A 16562-nucleotide genomic window follows, 5' to 3' on the forward strand; every position below is an offset into this window, starting at 1 on the left:
TCTATTGACAGAATATATTATTGGAAACAACTATAAATTTAATTATTTTTACGATACTGATTATTTTAACAGCATTTTTCGTTGCAACAGAATTCGCAATCGTCAAGGTAAGACATTCTAGATTAAATCAACTTGTTAATGAAGGCAAGCCAGGCGCTTTATCTGCTAGTAAAGTAGTAAATCATTTAGACGAATATTTAAGTGCTTGTCAGTTAGGGATTACAATTACAGCATTAGGTATAGGTATGGTTGGAGAGAAGACCTTTGAATTTATCCTGCATCCTATGTTTGAAATGATGGGAATACCAACTGATTTAATTCATATTTTTACTTTAGTGACCGCATTTATTATCGCCACTTTTTTACATGTAGTTGTTGGTGAACTGGCACCGAAAACGATTGCGATACAGAAAGCTGAGGCAGTGACATTAGCATTCAGTAAACCGATTATGTTCTTCTATAGAATACTTTATCCGTTTATCTGGTTATTAAATGGATCAGCAAGATTATTATTGAAAGCAATTGGTATAAAACCAGTTGGTGAACATGAATTAACACATACTGAAGAAGAATTACGGATGTTACTTGCCGATAGTTATCAATCTGGCGAAATTAATATTAATGAATTAAAAGTCATCAATAATGCTTTTGAATTTGATGATAAAGTTGCTAGAGAAGTGATGACACCAAGAAATGAAATTATTGCATTCGATATCAACGCTAATATTATTGACGTTATTGAATTGATACAGCAGGAACGTTACACAAGATACCCAGTATATGAAGTTGATAAAGACAATATTGTAGGGGATGTTCATATCAAAGATTTTATAGATTTAACATTACAAGATATTCATTTTGTTCAAGAAAAGCAATTAAGTGATTACATGCACCCAGTGATGAGAGAAATTGAAACAGTAGCTTTAACTAAACTTCTGCATAAGATGAAAGCAAATCGTGTACACTTAGCAATTCTGATGGATGAGTATGGTGGTACAAGTGGATTAGTTACTATAGAAGATATTATCGAAGAGCTGGTCGGAGAAATACGTGATGAATTCGATGCTGATGAGAAAGAAAAGATAATCAAAATAGATGACAATCATTACAAGATACACTCAAGTGTATTAATAAGTGATGTAGAAAAACTATTAGGTGTTCAATTTGATGTAGACAATGTCGACACTATCGGTGGCTGGATGTTATCATTTATCAGTGAAAGTAAAGAAGAGATCTATCATGATAACTATCTATTTAAAATTATTAAAAGAGATGGAAATCATATCGAGGAAATTGAAGTGTTCGAATCTGATATGCCTATTGATTCGTAATGATGGAGTTTAATATTTAAAAAAGAAGGTATTATGAATTCAGATACCTTCTTTTTTAATTGTATTATACTTAACAACGTTCTACAGTAATCTTAAAGCCATCGACAACGAACTCTAACTTTTTCTGCTGCGCGTGTTCTTTGTTTTGTACTTTAGTAAAATTAGCCTCAGCCTCAATCTTACCTAATTCGAGCTCCAGTTCTCTGATCTTGTGGACCTTAATCATGTTAGACGAATAACTGTTCGGCTTAATCTGTCTTTGTTCGTTTAATTCTGCTAATACATCTGCTCTTGTTCTCATACAAAACACTCCTTATAAAATGATTACAATAAAAATAAGCTCATCTTAAAGTAAGAAGAGCTTTGTTAAGAACTTCTTATCTTTCAAGATTACATCTTGTTGGAATTAGCACAGTGCATAAGCCTGCTGCTGAGGTTTCATAGGGCCAAGTCCCTCCACCTACTCTAAATAAGATACGAGCTATTTTTTTGTATATTTATTATAACATACTTTGCTAAAGTTGAAAATTATATATATTATTAAAACATGGATTATAATGGAGGGAGTAATACCATGTCATCTATTATTAGTGCAGGATATGATATTTTAAATAAACAGCTATCGCCGTTCATGCAGTTTAAGAATGAACATCGCGTGAGGTTTTACAAATCGCATTTAACGTATTTTAAATATCGAAGATTAGTGGGTCATATCTTTGGTGGAGATGTTAATCTATTATATTTATCAAGTGCCTACAATAAATGTAATTTCAGGTTATGGACGGTAATGAATATTACAAATTATCAGGAATATAACATAGAACAGAAGCACGATGATCTAGTTATGATGATGGCGAATATTAAGCATCTGAGTCAATCAGATGTGGTAAACTATATCAAATATACGAAAGTTAAAGAAAACCATCCATTTATCAGTTATTTGTATAACGAGCAGACTTTCATTAGACTCAGTCCATTCTATATTGATGTCATCTCTGAAGATACATCAGTCATTGAATGGATCAAGCGTGAGTTTGAACGAGAATATGCACAAGACTTCGATATCGATGAAGTGATATCGGAAGCAGAGTGGTATGGTGAGTAACGAATAAGACAATTAAATTATTATCGCATAGAGTATAATTGTACTCTGTATCGTGTCTGGCATTATTGCGTGGATATATGTGAAAAATAACCATCCCATGAATAACTTATGGGATGGTTATTTTAATTCATACGTTGCGTAAACATTAATATAAATATTAAAATTAACAGCAATGAATATAAAAAGGCTTTACCTGTATGTTTTTCCAGCGTTGCTTTATAAAGCAGTGTAGTCACTAAACCAACTGCTGCAATGTCCATAACATATCCAAATACAGGGATAAATATCTTAATTATTAAACCAAGTCCTAATAACCCTAGGAATATACTTTGTACCACTTCAATTTTATTTTTCTTCTGCTCCTCATTCATTCCCGAACCTTCTTTCTAATATAGAATATATATACAAACACGCTTAAGAAGAAGTAGTAAAATGCACATACACCGAGCCCATCGACATATGCTTCTGATAAACTTCTATTTCCTATCGCTGCAAATATCAAGCTGCCAGCGACCCAAACGATGGGTATGATAATAAAGTTGAACAAGAATAAGACTTTAATCGCCATTATGAAGCCTCCTAACAGTATTTTCTATATTTTAACAAAAAAATAAAAAATATTAAATTTTAGTCTATCTTTTTCGTACAGGTTGATTATAATAATAGTAAAATAAATTATTCTGGAGGAAAAAATGAAGCGTATTAAAATTTTTACTATTTTATTATTATTGTTTTCTTTTTACCCAGCTACTCAATCACACGCCATTTCAAAGAAAATTCCGGTGAAGTTTGTATCAGTAGTTGATGGTGATACTGTACGCGTTAAGCAAGGTAACAAAGCAATCACACTACGTTTGTTGCTTATTGATACACCTGAATCAAAGGATCCAAAGAAACCTGTCCAGCCATATGCGGTAGAAGCGGGGAAGTATTTGGATAGCTACTTACGTTATGCGAAGCTTTCGATGCAGTATGATAACAATCAAAAGACAGACCGTTATGGCCGTCATCTTGTATATCTATATGCCAACAATCGTTTAGTCAATGATGAAATGGTACGTTCAGGATATGCACGTATAGGCTACGTCTATTCTCAGAAGTATTATCTAAATGCACTTAAGAAAACCGAGTCGGTTGCGAAGGCTAAGAAACTTCGTATCTGGTCGATTCCTGGGTATGTGAATACACGTGGTGAAGGATTTATCTATAATCCGAAGAAGCCCGTCGTTAAACAAGCACCAAAACCAGCACCAAAGCCAGCTGCAAAACCAGTTGCGAAACAGCCTGCAACAAAAGCTGGCTATCCAACTTCAAAATATCGTAAAGGTGCACCGAAGACATTTAAAAATTGTACGGCAATGAAAAAATACTATCCATATGGCGTGACAATTCATCATATCTCTTATAACAAGAAACATGATCGTGATAAAGACAAGCTCGCTTGTGAAGCCTCAAACGTGGCATACCAGCCATGGATGAAGAATAACTAAAAGCAATCCTGAGCGGATTGCTTTTTTTGTGGGTTATATTAATGAATGTTAAATTTTTTGTAGATTGATCCAGTAACGGTCTACATCAATATCATCATGTGTATCATGTATGCTATTCTCGTAGACGCCACGACAAGCTAGAATGGTGTTCCTACTAGCAATATTATTATGGTCACAAGTCACAAGAGCCTTCTTCACTCCTTTAGTTTGAAGGAATAGCAGTGCTTGATGCAACATCCACTTTGCAATACCTTGTCGTCTTTCATCCGGTCTTACTGAATAACCGATATGCCCCCCGACATTATTTAAATAGTCATTTAAATAATGTCTGATATGAATCATACCCACAATCTTCTGATCTTCATTGATACATAGAAATTGTGTAGAAGGTACAAATCCTTCTGGGAGTCGATCTAGAATCTCCTCATCTTGAATACGTTCAAACCAGTGATCAAAGGTATCAAAATTATGAAGTGACGATGAGCCATGAATGATCTCATTATTTACTGCGAAATCTGCACGATATCGCATGATATCTGTCTTGTATTCAATTGACGGTTTTACGAGCTGAAGTTCTGGCAATTGACATCCCTCCTTCTTTTTTATGATTATACATTAACAGAAAGGAAGAAGTAAATTTGTAATCACATAAGAGATTTTATAGCTACAGTGTCGCTGTTAAATGTTATTCTATCCTTTAAGAGGGTAATCTAAAGTAATTAAATATTAAAGGGTGATTTATATGTTTGGGAATAAAGAAGAAAAACGATTTACTAACTATAACGCTGCATCTGGTAAACCATCTAAGATGATGTCTAATTATATTGTCGTCGATGAACAGACAGGTGTACAATATCTATTTTCGGCGATGGGATACAGTGGTGGTATGACAGTATTGGTCGACAAAGACGGGAAGCCGCTACTTGCTGATGGTTATAAATAGATGAATGATAAGAATAAATCATTAGTTGGACTGGGGTTATGCGCTACGATTATTTTAGGGTTTATCGCGCTTATGATCAGTGAGAAGACAGAAGACAATGCACTTAAAAATCGTCACATTGATGTGTCGCATACTTATAAAGAAGCACTTGATAAACAGATGAAAGCACAGGCGATGTATTCAAATGGAGTCGTATGGAAAGCTGCTACACGTAAACAGATTGACACGTATATGAATATCGATAAATTAACAGAAGACAGCGCCCAGCAATATCAGTTCTTAAATCTGAGTAAGACGCAGAAGATTCATCCCGCCACATTGGATAAGCTGTTAAAAGGCAAGGAGATTCTTAATAACGAAGGAACAAGTTTCGCAAGAGCTTCCAGGCTGCATGATGTTAACGAAATCTATCTGATCAACCATGCACTACTGGAAACAGGTAAGGGTAAGAGTAAGCTTGCCAAAGGTGTCGCTGTTGACGCCAAAGGAAGGGTTGGTAAAGGGAATAAGAAATATTATAATTTCTTTGGTATCGGAGCCTACGACCATGATCCTGTGAATGAAGCGGCTAAATATGCATTTAGACATGGTTGGGACACACCAGAAAAAGCAATAGTCGGTGGGGCAAAGTTTATCAAGACAGAGTTCTTAAATGATGAAGCACAGGCCACATTATATGGTATGCGCTTTAACCCTGTAAATCCAGGACAACATCAGTATGCAACAGACGTCAGATGGGCACATCATAATGCACGCAGCATTGCAGACGATTATAAGAAGCTGAAGCTTAAAGGAAAATACTTTACAACTTATGAATATAAAAAGTGATCCAAATCATTCGAAGATTTGGATCACTTTTTATTATTATTTAGATACCTCTAGTTTTTGAGGATTTTTAGCTTCTTTTGGAATTTCTATATCACTGACCTTATTATGTTTGCTATAATCGACACTTTGAATTTTAACAAATTCTTTATCTTTACTTTTAATATTATCTTTTACTTTAGAGGTTAATAATTTATAGTCTTTATCAAAAGTAAAACTAATAACTCCACTATAAGACTGAATGTCTTTCTCATCTTTTTTTGAAATAGGGTTCGAGCCAGTCTTGTTAATTAATTTTTTATACCCATCAAAGTTTTTATAATGCTTTGAGATTTCATAGCCATTCTTAGTACTTTTAGCTGTAGCATCATCGTAACCATTAAAATTAAATTGAGTTTCAAATTTTTGGTTTTTTAGTTGTTTCTTTGAATTGTCATCCAAAGATTCACTAGCATCGAAGTAGTTTTGACCATCTGGAGAAACTATATATTTATCATCGAAAATGTAAATATCTTGTTTTTTTGATCCAACTTTATTTGTTAATTTTATTGTGTTATTTTTATCAACTATCATGCTTTCTGATTGAGTTTCCTTATCATTACCAGATTGGATAGAGATTTGTTTATCGACTCTATAGCTCTTGATAGTTTTTGCTTTTTCATTTGCTTTTTCTATTATATTAGAAGCATTCAAATGTGTTGATGATTGGTTTGTATTTTTTGTTTCTTCGTTTTTTTGAGAGTCATTTTTTTCTTCTGTATTACATCCAGTTAATACTATTGATGAAATTAGTATTGAAGCTAAAATTTTATTAAATTGCATAAAGACCTCCAAGGGATATGATTATTCGTCTGCACTCGGTGCAGTCTGACTTAATTTCTTGCGTTTTGTCGGGTCCAGTCTACGTTCGATAAGACCCAGTATAATGTCTGCAAGCACAGCCATCAGCGCAGTCGGTAACGCACCGGCTAGGATGATTGATGTACCATCTGTGGCGTTTGTTCCGCGGATGATGATGTCACCTAAGCTTTGTGCCCCGATAAATGAGCCGATAGCAGTGACTCCGATTGCGATAACGAGCGCGATACGGATACCTGCGATGATGACTGAGAGGCTGAGGGGTAACTCTACCATGGTCAGCAGTTGGCGTTTTGTCATCCCCATGCCACGGCCAGCATCGACGATATGTTCGTCAACCGCTTTGAGACCTGTATATGTGTTCTTAATAATAGGCAATAAGGCATAGAGGAATACGGCCATAATCACAGTCTTCTTACCAAGCCCCATCGCCAGCATGAGTAGTGCAAGTAAAGCGATGGCAGGAATTGTTTGTATGATATTCGCAATCGAGATTACAGGTGTTACAAGACGTCTATGTCTGGCGATCCATATACCGATTGGTATACCTACTATGGCTGCTAACAGTACACCGTATATACTGATTAGAAAGTGCCCAAGAAAAAGCTGGAAGACGTATCCTGCATTATCCTGGAAGTAATGGATGAACTGTTCGAATGTATTAAGATTCTCCATTATTTCGCACCTCCTTTGAAGTAATTATGTGATTTTAAGTAGGCTTCTGCTACTACTGCAGGTTCTTTCAGGTTATTATCAACTTCATAGTTGAGCTTTTGCATTTGTTCTGTTGAAATCTGATCTTTCATCGATTCTAGCAGCTTTTTAATCTTTGGATCTTTCTTAAGCAGTTCATTAGTCGCCACTGGATTCGCATCATAAGGCGGGAAGAACTGCAGGTCATCTTTTAGTACGACAAGGTTATAACTCTGGATACGTCCATCCGTTGTATATCCAAGGACGACGTCCATCTTGCCTGCATTCACTGCCTCATAGACAAGTCCAATCTGCATCGGCTTAGTGTCTTTAAAGTCAAAGCCATAAGTTTTTTTGAATGCATCAAACCCATCACCTTTACGTTTCATCCACGATGAATCTACGCCAGCACGTAAGTTTTGTGCAACTTTTTTCATATCACTGACCGTCTTCAGGTTATACTTCTTCGCTGTCTCTTTTGTCACCATGAAAGCGTATGTATTCTCGAAGCCGTAAGAATCAAAGTAGTGCTGGTCAAACATTTCTTCAAACCCTTTGACGACAACACTTCTTGCTTTGTCTGGATCTGTGATCGGCTCTTTACCGAGTGGACCTGTTAAATCTGTGCCGGTATAACGGGCAGAAGAGACGTTTGCATCGCCACGCATCATCGCCTGGTGTACTACTGTTCCTGAACCGAGGTTATTGATCAGTTCTACAGGATGATCAGTCTCTTTTTCTATAAGAAGCTTGATCATGTTCGCAAGGATCTGACTTTCGGTCGTATATACTGAGGCGATCTTGACAGTTTCTTTTTGGGTGTTCTGTCCACAGCCGCTAAGCACGAGTAGACAGGATAATAGTATGAGTAATTTCTTCATTTATTTTTCCCCCTTCGACACAACTAATCCACGTGGGGTCGTAATCTTTTCTATATATGCTAATGCGAAGTCTGTAACGAGCGCGAGAAGTGTTACAACGACAGCACCCGCGATAATCAGTTTCGGCTGGTAGAGATTGAGCCCATTAAAGATAAAGTCTCCAAGTCCCCCGGCGCCAATATATGAAGCAAGCGTCGCCCAGCTAATGGCATAGACAGCAGAAAGTCTGATACCGCTCATAATGACCGGGACTGCAAGCGGTAGCTCAACCATACGTAATAGCTGGTTCTGAGTCATGCCCATTGCACGACCTGCTTCTCGTGCATTTTTGTTAACAGACTGTATGCCGAGATAAGTGTTATTGAGTATCGGAAGCAGCACATAGAGAAACAGTGCGATAACAGCGGGTAGTGTACCTATCCCAAAGAAGGGGATCATCATCGCAAGTATCGCTAGCGAAGGTACGGTTTGTAGCACGCTCGTTATAGAGAGTACAACCTTTGCTAGCTTATCAGATTTTGTCAGCACAATGCCGAGCGGTACTGCAACGATGATTGCTGCAAGTAGGCTGAGCAGTGAAATGGAGATATGCTCCCACGTCTTCTCGAGTAGTTCGGCCTGGTTTTCCTGTAAGAATGCTAACATATTATACCTCCTCTAACTCTTCGCCCCAGATAGTGTCATAGACGATATCTACTAAGTTGGCACGAGTAATGACGCCGAGCAGTCTATCGTGCTTATCAAGCACTGGGATAAGACGAATATTACGCTTAAGGATGGTACGCACTGTATCTTGAAGATACACACCAGAACGCACGAAATAGACATTATGGTTCATGATGCGAGACAGGCTTAATGATTTCTTTGCTGCTTCAGATAAGTCTTCAATGTCGACGTAGCCGACTAAGACATTATCATTGTCTGTGATGAGCAATGTATCTACACGACGCTCACGCATAATCTGTATCGCTTCACCTATTGACTTCTCAGCTGTAACAGAGATGGGTTTGACCATTGCTTCATCAACTGTTTTAACGTTAGGCGTCGTCTGGATCAGACGGTTTTCGCCGATGAAATCGCGCACAAAATCATTTGCTGGACGTCTTAATATATTGTTCGGTGTATCAAGCTGTACGACTTCACCATTACTCATAATGACGATGCGATCTGCTAATTTGATAGCCTCGTCCATATCATGCGTGACCATGATGAAAGTCTTATTGAATTTGACCTGTAGCTCTTTCACTAGATCCTGCAAAGTATCACGTGTAAGTGGATCCAGTGCACCAAAAGGTTCGTCCATCAGAATGATATCCTGATCTGCAGCAAGTGCACGTACGACACCGATACGTTGCTGTTGTCCACCTGAGAGCTGAGAGGGATAGAGGTCAAGATAGGATAATGGAAGATCGACGAGCTGAATCAGTTCTTCAGCTTTCTTGTTCTTGTCCACTTCTGACCATTTCAGCAATTTCGGTACAAGCGTGATGTTGTCACGAATAGTCATATGAGGCAGTAATCCAATCTGCTGGATGACGTAGCCGATTTTACGGCGAAGCTGTACGGGGTTCAGTTCTTTGATATTCTTCCCGTCCAGAGTGATCGTCCCGCTAGTTGGCTCAATCATACGGTTGATCATACGCATCGCAGTTGTCTTACCAGAGCCGCTCGTACCGATGAACGCGATAAACTCTCCTTGTTTGATTGAAATGTTTAAATCTGATACTGCTTTTTTACCGCCTTTATAAACTTTCGAGACGTTATTCATTTCTAACATGTCTTCACCTCATAAAATATTTTTTGTGAATAAGTTTTATATAAATATAAAAATTATATACTATAAGTTTGTTTACCCAATTTTTTGATAATATATAGGTAAGGGAGTGGATATAATGAGAATTGCAATTATAGGTGCAGGCGTTGGTGGCATATCTGTGTTGAAGTATCTGCATAAAGAAAAAAAACTGAGAGCTGAGATTACAGTTTTTGATGATAAGAAGTATATGGGGAGTGGACGTGCATTTCAGTACGACGACCCCGAACTGCTGATGAATTATCCTGGAAATCTCATCAGTATGAAACCTAATAAGCAACGAGACTTCATCGACTGGATCCAAAAAAGCAACGTAAACAAAGAGATTCATCTCGATGAAGCGGAGAACACTTCAGCCAATCGTTATTATTCTCGACAATTATTCGGTAAATACATGCAAGAACACTTTGAGAAATTTGCGAACAAGAAGAACGTATCTATTATAACAGACCATGCACGAAATGTTGAGTTTATTAGTCAGGAATATGTCGTTTCCACTCAGCATGAGAAATATTATTTTGATGCTATATTTTTATCTCCAGGCCAGTTTGGACCGATGGATCCTTATCAGCTTGAAGGAACAACGGGCTATTATAAATGGCCGTATCCACTGCATGAGAAGAGCATTGAAGCGAACAAAGATTATGCGGTTATTGGGACAGGCCTTTCGAGTCTCGATATTGTGCGTTACTTTATCGCACATAGTACGAACAAGTTAGCACTTATCAGCCGTGATGGTAAGGTACAGTCGGTCCGTGGTAAGATGCAGGAGGTCAAGTTTAAATATATAACGCATAAGAAACTTGAGAAAATTAAAGTGGCGCATCATGGTTATATTCCATTGGAGGAATTAGTAGAAAGGTTCAAAAAAGAGCTTGATGGACTTGGCTTAGATGTAGAGAAACTACGTATTAATCGTTCAAATCCAGTACGAGCATTAAAATTTGACTTGAGTCATCCAGAAGAGGTCGGGCTGATGCAGTCATTCGTCCTTGAAATAGTCCATATCGCATCGTATATATGGCCATTTATGACACGAGAAGATAAAGCAGCATATCGCAAACACTATGCACCGATACTAGATGATTATGCGAATCCAATGCCTGAAGGAACGGCAGAGGAACTGCTCGATGCCCTTTCTAGTGGACGCGTAGAGATCTATAGCGGAATAACAGACATTGAGTATAAATATAATAAGTTCCGCATTCACACAAAGGATAAAGAGCTACGTGTACATTATGTGTTTAATGCGACAGGCCCAGCAAAAGCTTACAAGGATGCAACTGAACCTAATCCTTTGATTGAAAACCTTGTGAATCAGGACTTGCTGATTGAGCATCCAGATGGAGGTTTCTATGTAACGCCGATCCGCAATCAGGTTATTATGAGAGATGGTGTCATGTCACGCTTCTTTATGCTTGGACAGAAGACATCTGGTGTCAACTACTTAGATAACGGTATAATGGAACTGATTGATGAAGCAAAACGAACAGTTAAAGCTCTAGCTGAAGAGGAGGGATTGGATGTATAGTAAAGCAGATGCTGCATTATGGAGTGGCAGAATAGATGATAATGATAATCGTGCACATTTTAGAAATTTTCAAGTAGCACAAGTAGTAGATGCAGAAGGTGAGCTTACAGAACGATTTGATGTTGGTATACTCGGGTATGCGGTTGATCGTGGTGTCTATCTGAATCAAGGCAGGGTGGGTACGAAGCAAGGGCCTGATGCGATACGTACAAAGTTTGGTAACCTGCCACTGATGCATGATTTATCAATTGCTGACTTCGGGAATGTGACGACTGAAGAGAAGTTTGTTGAGAATGTGCAGCATGAATATGCTGAACTCATTGATAAGACGAATGACTATGCTAAGTTCCACCTGTTAATCGGTGGAGGACACGATATTTCTTATGCGCATTTTAAAGGATTGAAAGCTTTATATCCGGAGCAGTCAATCGGTGTCATCAATATTGATGCGCATTTCGATCTGCGCGATAGTGAATATGCAACGAGCGGTACAGGGTTTAAACAGATACTTGATGAAGATGCAGATGCCGGCTACCTCGTGCTTGGGCTGCAGGAAGCGGGGAACACACAGCATTTATTTGAAGTGGCGGAACAGTATGACGTGAAATATGTGCTCGCTGAAGATATCGACTATGATACGACAGATGAAATCATCCAGTCATTTATCGAGCAGTATGACATTATTATGCTGACGCTATGTCTCGATGTGATTGACAGTGCATATGCACCAGGTGTCAGTGCACCGTGCAGCTTCGGACTTACACCTCAGCAAGTAGAGCGTCTTATAAGAGAAATACTCTCATATGGCAAGACGCGTCACCTAAGCATTGCTGAGATGAATCCAGAATATGATATAGATGGCCGCACTGCAAAGCTTGTCGGCAACATCATGTTTTTTGCAGTGCACCGAAATCCCAATATTTTATAAAGCCATCTATTAAAGAAAGTACTCTCGTGGAGTGCTTTCTTTTTTTGTGGTAATTGATATAGATTGTGCGACTGATGTTCGGACGAATCGTAATCGCATTAAGATGAGATGCATTATGAGACTGATAGTATATTTTAGGGATGACTGCATAACCGATACGCTCATGCACATAGTTAAGCGCCGTTTCAAAACGATCCACTTCAAGCACGATATGGGGCCTGATATTATGCCTTAAGAAATAATCATTTAGATGTTTACGGACTTGAAAGGAGTCATTCGGCAGAATCAGCGGCAGATCGCCTAGATTGACGCTTCTTTTATTATTAAATGTATCGTTTGGTGCAGTGATGATATAGTCCTCTGAATATAACGGCAGTGAAATAATGTCATCATGGATAAGCTGTTCATTTGATAATGCGATATGGACATCATAATTGGTGATGGCCTGTGTGATCGCATCTGTCGTCAATATTTCTCTGATCATATAATGCTGATCTGTATCATGCTCTTTATGCTGCGCGATAACAGTGCTTACCCATTTACTTGCAGACTCTAATATACCGATTTTAATTTTAGGGTTATTGCTGTAATTTAAGTCATACATCTGTTCGACCGTCTGCTGATATTTATGTACAATATCTTTTGCATACTGATAGAACAGAATACCACGCTCCGTAATCTTGATTTCCTTCGTACTTCTCGTCAATAGCTTGTATCCTATTTCCGCTTCCAGCTTCTTGATTGCAGCCGTTAACGATGGCTGACTAATATGCAGATACGCACTCGCTTTCGTGAAACTTTGATGTTCAACAACCGCAATATAATATTCGAAATGTAGAATTTTCACAGTTCACGCTCCTTTTATAGTTAAATCCTATTAATAATTAGTTTATTTATATTAGATAACTATATAATAGCAGATTATAATGAATAACGAGCACAATAAACTGAAAATTTAAATAAATGGAGGCGATTATAATGAGAAATATTAGAGCAAAGAAAGGTTTAGAAATCGAATGTAAAGGCTGGGAGCAAGAAGCGGTATTACGTATGCTCTATAACAACCTAGATCCAGAAGTTGCAGAGCACCCTGAAGACTTAGTTGTCTATGGGGGTATCGGTAAAGCAGCACGTAACTGGGAAAGCTTCGATGCGATTGTTGAAAGCTTGCGTAATTTAGAAAAGGATGAAACGTTACTCGTTCAGTCTGGTAAACCTGTCGCAGTGTTTAAGACGCACGACCAGGCACCACGTGTATTATTATCCAACTCTGTATTAGTTCCGAAATGGGCAAACTGGGAGCATTTCAATGAATTAGATAAAAAAGGCTTGATGATGTACGGGCAGATGACTGCAGGAAGCTGGATCTACATCGGTTCCCAAGGGATTGTGCAAGGAACGTACGAAACATTCGGAGAACTTGCAAATCAGCATTTCAATGGAGACTTAGCAGGTACGATTACATTAACTGCAGGACTTGGTGGTATGGGCGGAGCTCAGCCGCTTGCTGTCACGATGAATGGTGGGGTAGTTATCGGTATAGATGTCGATGAAAGCCGTATCGATAAACGTATTGAAACGTGTTACTGTGATGTGAAGACGCATAGTGTAGACGAAGCGATTCGCCTGGCGACTGAAGCGAAAGACAAGAAGGAGGCATTATCAATCGGACTTGTTGGTAATGCTGTCGATGTCTATAAAGAACTATTAGATAAAGACTTTAAAGTTGATATCGTAACAGATCAGACAAGTGCCCATGACCCATTAAACGGTTATGTACCAGTTGAATACACATCCGAAGAAACAGTGAGGATGCGTAAGGAAAATCCTGAAGAAGTTGTTCGTCTAGCGAAGAAATCGATGGCGAAACACGTTGAATACATGCTTGAGTACAAAAAACGTGGCGCAGTTGCATTCGATTACGGAAATAATATCCGTCAAGTTGCATTTGACGAAGGTGTTACAGATGCATTCAGCTTCCCAGGATTCGTACCAGCATACATTCGTCCGCTATTCTGCGAAGGAAAAGGACCGTTCCGCTTTGCAGCATTAAGCGGGGATCCAAAAGATATTGAACGCGCAGATGAAGAGATGCGTAAATTATTCCCTGATAATAAGAAATTAATGCGCTGGCTAGACTTAGCAAGTGAGAAGATTGCATTCCAGGGATTACCATCTCGTATCGCTTGGCTCGGATACGGTGAACGCGCTAAGATGGGGTTAGCACTAAATAAACTTGTTGAAACTGGAGAGATTTCTGCGCCTATCGTTATCGGTCGTGATCACTTAGATGCAGGAAGTGTTGCAAGTCCGAACCGTGAAACAGAAAGCATGCAGGATGGCAGTGATGCAGTGGGAGACTGGGCAGTATTGAACGCACTGATCAACACTGCAGCTGGTGGATCATGGATTTCATTTCACCACGGTGGCGGCGTAGGTATGGGATATTCATTACATGCTGGGATGGTTGTTGTAGCAGATGGTACGAAAAACGCTGAAGAACGATTACAACGCGTGCTCACAACAGACCCAGGTATGGGTGTAGTGCGTCATGTTGACGCGGGATATGATATTGCGGTTAATGTTGCGAAAGAAAAAGGCATAAATGTACCAATGCTTGACAAATAATAGATGGGGATGGTTATGATGAACGATTTAATAATTCAGAACATTAGTGAACTAATCTTACCGAAGAAGACAGACAAACCTTTAAAGGGTGCGGAACTTGCAGACCTTAAAATTATAGAGAACGGAACGGTCGTTATTAAAGATGGCAAGATTGTTTATGCCGGAGAATTTAATGATGAGTATGTAGCAAGTGAAACGATTGATGCGAAAGGAAAGACAGTATCACCAGCACTCGTCGATGCGCATACACATTTAGTGCATGGCGGCTCACGTGAACACGAAATGAGCTTGAAACGCCAAGGTGTGTCATATCTTGAAATTCTTGAGCAAGGTGGGGGCATTCACTCTACAGTGAAAGCAACACGTGAAGCGAGTGAAGATGAGTTGTTCGAAAAAGCAGAGCATGAATTACTGCGCATGATTCATCACGGTGTACTCAGTGTTGAAAGTAAAAGTGGATATGGTTTAAGTTTAGAGCATGAGTTAAAACAGTTACGCGTTTCAAAAAGATTACAGGAAAAGTACGGCATCAACATGAAACATACGTACCTTGGACCACACGCTGTACCGAAAGATAAAGACAGCGACGTGTTTATTAAAGAATGTATCAATGATTTAGAGCAAGTGAACGATTTAGCAGACTTTGCGGATATCTTCTGTGAAACAGGCGTGTTCACAATCGATCAGTCTCGTGAATACATGCAGGCAGCGAAAGAGCATGGCTTACCAGTGAAAATCCATGCCGATGAAATCGACCCGCTTGGTGGATTAGAACTTGCTATCGAAGAGAATGCCATCAGTGCGGACCACTTAGTAGCAGCAAGTGAAAAAGGAAAAGAGATGCTAAAAGATAGCGATACAGTCGCAGTATTATTACCGGGAACAACGTTCTACCTCGATAAAAATGAATACGCAGACGCACGTGGTATGTTAGACAATAACGGTGCCATTGCAATTGCGACGGACTACAATCCAGGAAGCTGCGTAACGAGTAACTTACAGATGGTGATGAGCATTGCTGCACTGAAACTCAAGTTATCACCGAAAGAAATCTGGAATGCCGTTACAGTCAATGCTGCGAAAGCTATTGGGTTAGACGCTGGAACAATCGATGTAGGTGATGAAGCGAATATAGTGGTGTGGCATGCGAAGAACCATGAGTATATACCATATCAATATGGTGTTAACCATGCCGAGAAAGTGATTCATAAAGGGAAAGTCATTGTTGAGAATGAATTTAAGTTGAAATAGTACGATGTATCACCCTCAATTTTAAGTTGAGGGTGATTTTTTTATAGGGAGTATCGGATAGGGGAGCGAATTGAGTTGGCTCACAAAAAATAAACATGAGCCAAGATGCTGCTCACTGCGTATAGAGAACCACCAAGTTGGCTCACAAAAAATAAACATGAGCCAAGATGACGTTCACCGCGTATAGAGAACCGCCAAGTTGGCTCATAAAAAATAAACATGAGCCAAGATGCTGCTCACTGCGTATAGAGAACCACCAAGTTGGCTCACAAAAAATAAACATGA

Annotated in this window: 19 protein-coding genes and 1 riboswitch; of the genes, 9 read left to right on the forward strand and 10 right to left on the reverse strand. The window is 38.9% G+C overall.

Annotated elements, in window-relative coordinates; all coding sequences use genetic code 11:
• Positions 1–20: 20 nt before the first annotated feature.
• Entirely contained in the window at positions 21–1331 is a 1311-nt protein-coding gene (locus tag QNJ52_RS09220; protein WP_283722390.1) for a hemolysin family protein, read from the forward strand.
• A gap of 70 nt (positions 1332–1401) precedes the next feature.
• Here the strand turns inward: QNJ52_RS09220 and QNJ52_RS09225 are convergent, their stop codons facing one another.
• A complete protein-coding gene (locus tag QNJ52_RS09225) occupies positions 1402–1632 on the reverse strand; it encodes a hypothetical protein (protein WP_283722391.1) in 231 nt (76 codons plus the stop codon).
• Between the two features lie 73 nt (positions 1633–1705).
• Positions 1706–1807, reverse strand: a riboswitch (SAM riboswitch).
• Positions 1808–1905: 98 nt separating this feature from the next.
• Between QNJ52_RS09225 and QNJ52_RS09230 the strand changes: the two genes are divergently transcribed.
• Positions 1906–2436 (forward strand): hypothetical protein, encoded by a 531-nt coding sequence (locus QNJ52_RS09230; RefSeq protein ID WP_283722392.1) that lies wholly within the window; start codon positions 1906–1908, stop codon positions 2434–2436.
• Between the two features lie 122 nt (positions 2437–2558).
• Here QNJ52_RS09230 and QNJ52_RS09235 read toward each other — a convergent pair whose 3' ends face one another.
• Both QNJ52_RS09235 and QNJ52_RS09240 read right to left on the reverse strand, forming a co-directional pair.
• Entirely contained in the window at positions 2559–2807 is a 249-nt protein-coding gene (locus QNJ52_RS09235; RefSeq protein ID WP_283722393.1) for a hypothetical protein, read from the reverse strand.
• A complete protein-coding gene (locus QNJ52_RS09240; RefSeq protein WP_101144287.1) occupies positions 2804–3004 on the reverse strand; it encodes an ABC transporter in 201 nt (66 codons plus the stop codon). The genes QNJ52_RS09235 and QNJ52_RS09240 overlap by 4 nt, the downstream gene beginning before the upstream one ends.
• Before the next feature lie 124 nt (positions 3005–3128).
• On the opposite strand from QNJ52_RS09240, the gene QNJ52_RS09245 reads away from it, so the two are divergent.
• The gene (locus tag QNJ52_RS09245; protein WP_283722394.1) at positions 3129–3926 is read left to right on the forward strand and encodes a thermonuclease family protein; all 798 of its coding nucleotides are present in this window, start codon (positions 3129–3131) and stop codon (positions 3924–3926) included.
• Between the two features lie 48 nt (positions 3927–3974).
• On the opposite strand, the gene QNJ52_RS09250 is transcribed toward QNJ52_RS09245, so the two are convergent.
• Entirely contained in the window at positions 3975–4508 is a 534-nt protein-coding gene (locus tag QNJ52_RS09250) for a GNAT family N-acetyltransferase (RefSeq protein WP_283722395.1), read from the reverse strand.
• Between the two features lie 160 nt (positions 4509–4668).
• Here QNJ52_RS09250 and QNJ52_RS09255 point away from each other — a divergent pair, with 160 nt between their 5' ends.
• Complete coding sequence (locus QNJ52_RS09255; protein WP_219521079.1) at positions 4669–4869, forward strand: DUF6440 family protein; 201 nt, start codon at positions 4669–4671, stop codon at positions 4867–4869.
• Positions 4870–5697, forward strand: coding sequence for an N-acetylglucosaminidase (locus tag QNJ52_RS09260; protein WP_283722396.1), 828 nt, complete (start codon positions 4870–4872; stop codon positions 5695–5697). It abuts the gene before it with no gap.
• A gap of 36 nt (positions 5698–5733) precedes the next feature.
• On the opposite strand, the gene QNJ52_RS09265 is transcribed toward QNJ52_RS09260, so the two are convergent.
• Genes QNJ52_RS09265 through QNJ52_RS09285 form a run of 5 tightly spaced genes read right to left on the reverse strand, consistent with a single transcriptional unit; the run spans position 5734 to position 9903 of the window.
• Positions 5734–6516: a hypothetical protein gene (locus QNJ52_RS09265; RefSeq protein ID WP_283722397.1), complete on the reverse strand. Its 783-nt coding sequence runs from the start codon at positions 6514–6516 to the stop codon at positions 5734–5736.
• A gap of 21 nt (positions 6517–6537) precedes the next feature.
• On the reverse strand, positions 6538–7227 hold the full coding sequence (locus QNJ52_RS09270; protein ID WP_283722398.1) for an ABC transporter permease: 690 nt from the start codon (positions 7225–7227) through the stop codon (positions 6538–6540).
• Entirely contained in the window at positions 7227–8126 is a 900-nt protein-coding gene (locus QNJ52_RS09275) for an osmoprotectant ABC transporter substrate-binding protein (RefSeq protein ID WP_219492816.1), read from the reverse strand. Before QNJ52_RS09275 ends, QNJ52_RS09270 begins: the two co-directional genes overlap by 1 nt.
• Positions 8127–8771, reverse strand: a complete 645-nt coding sequence (locus tag QNJ52_RS09280) for an ABC transporter permease (RefSeq protein WP_101141559.1) — start codon at positions 8769–8771, stop codon at positions 8127–8129.
• Position 8772: 1 nt separating this feature from the next.
• Positions 8773–9903: a betaine/proline/choline family ABC transporter ATP-binding protein gene (locus tag QNJ52_RS09285; RefSeq protein WP_219492814.1), complete on the reverse strand. Its 1131-nt coding sequence runs from the start codon at positions 9901–9903 to the stop codon at positions 8773–8775.
• Positions 9904–10018: 115 nt separating this feature from the next.
• On the opposite strand from QNJ52_RS09285, the gene QNJ52_RS09290 reads away from it, so the two are divergent.
• Both QNJ52_RS09290 and hutG read left to right on the forward strand, forming a co-directional pair.
• Positions 10019–11470, forward strand: coding sequence for an FAD/NAD(P)-binding protein (locus QNJ52_RS09290; protein ID WP_283722399.1), 1452 nt, complete (start codon positions 10019–10021; stop codon positions 11468–11470).
• A complete protein-coding gene (hutG, locus tag QNJ52_RS09295; RefSeq protein WP_283722401.1) occupies positions 11463–12398 on the forward strand; it encodes a formimidoylglutamase in 936 nt (311 codons plus the stop codon). The genes QNJ52_RS09290 and hutG overlap by 8 nt, the downstream gene beginning before the upstream one ends.
• Here hutG and QNJ52_RS09300 read toward each other — a convergent pair.
• Positions 12358–13245, reverse strand: coding sequence for a LysR family transcriptional regulator (locus QNJ52_RS09300; RefSeq protein WP_283722402.1), 888 nt, complete (start codon positions 13243–13245; stop codon positions 12358–12360). The two genes, hutG and QNJ52_RS09300, sit on opposite strands and share 41 nt — an antisense overlap.
• A 131-nt stretch (positions 13246–13376) precedes the next feature.
• Here QNJ52_RS09300 and hutU point away from each other — a divergent pair, with 131 nt between their 5' ends.
• Both hutU and hutI read left to right on the forward strand, forming a co-directional pair.
• On the forward strand, positions 13377–15026 hold the full coding sequence (gene hutU, locus QNJ52_RS09305; protein WP_283722404.1) for a urocanate hydratase: 1650 nt from the start codon (positions 13377–13379) through the stop codon (positions 15024–15026).
• A gap of 18 nt (positions 15027–15044) precedes the next feature.
• Positions 15045–16277, forward strand: a complete 1233-nt coding sequence (gene hutI / locus QNJ52_RS09310; RefSeq protein WP_219492806.1) for an imidazolonepropionase — start codon at positions 15045–15047, stop codon at positions 16275–16277.
• Positions 16278–16562 lie beyond the last annotated feature (285 nt).

Source organism: Macrococcus sp. S115 (assembly GCF_030067655.1).
GTDB classification, from domain to species: Bacteria; Bacillota; Bacilli; order Staphylococcales; family Staphylococcaceae; genus Macrococcoides; species Macrococcoides psychrotolerans.